The organism is Lysobacter enzymogenes (assembly GCF_017168095.1).
Lineage (GTDB): Bacteria > Pseudomonadota > Gammaproteobacteria > Xanthomonadales > Xanthomonadaceae > Lysobacter > Lysobacter enzymogenes_D.
Genome location: NZ_LXSD01000118.1, coordinates 1 through 832 on the forward strand (window position 1 = coordinate 1; position 832 = coordinate 832).

Consider the following 832-nt stretch of genomic DNA (forward strand, 5'->3'; position numbering starts at 1 on the left):
TCAAGCGCGCGCGCGGCCGGGTCGACCCGGCCGAGGCCGAACTGCTGCTGGCCGCGGCGCTGCAACGCCCGCGCGCCTGGCTGTTCGCCCACGACGACCACGTGCCCGACGGCGCGGCGCTGGCCCGCTTCGAGGACTGGCTGGCGCGGCGCGAGGCCGGCGAACCGGTGGCCTACCTGCTCGGCCGGCGCGGCTTCTGGCGTTTCGATCTGCAAGTCGGCCCGGCCACCTTGATCCCGCGTCCGGAGACCGAGCGGCTGGTCGAGCTGGCGCTGGAGCGCCTGCCGGCCCAGGCCGAGGCGCGCGTCGCCGACCTGGGCACCGGCAGCGGCGCGATCGCCCTGGCGCTGGCGGCCGAGCGGCCGCGCGCGCAGGTGCTGGCGGTGGACTTCAGCGCGCAGGCGCTGGCGGTGGCGCGCGCCAATGCCGAGGAACTGCGGCTGCGCAATCTGGAATTCCGCCTCGGCGACTGGTTCGCGCCGCTGCAGGGCGAGCGCTTCGATCTGATCGCCAGCAACCCGCCGTACATCGAAGCCGCCGATCCGCACCTGGGCCAGGGCGACTTGCGTTTCGAGCCGCTGACGGCGCTGGCCTCCGGCGCCGACGGGCTGGATGCGATCCGCACCATCGCCGCCCAGGCGCCGGCGCACCTGCGCCCCGGCGGCTGGCTGCTGATCGAGCACGGTTGGGACCAGGGCCCGGCGGTGCGCGCGCTGCTGATCGCGGCGGGGCTGGCCGAGGTCGCGACCGAACAGGATTGGGAGCAGCGCGACCGCGTCAGCCTCGGCCGCCGGCCCGGCTGAGCGGCCGCGGCCGGCCCGCCGCCCGGCCC

General features: G+C 76.9%; 1 protein-coding gene. It reads left to right on the plus strand.

The genetic code is table 11. The features are described 5' to 3' along the window. Positions 1-803 (plus strand): peptide chain release factor N(5)-glutamine methyltransferase (gene prmC / locus A7A76_RS03370; RefSeq protein WP_206409870.1); only part of this gene is annotated, 803 nt, incomplete at its 5' end. Positions 804-832: the final 29 nt, after the last annotated feature.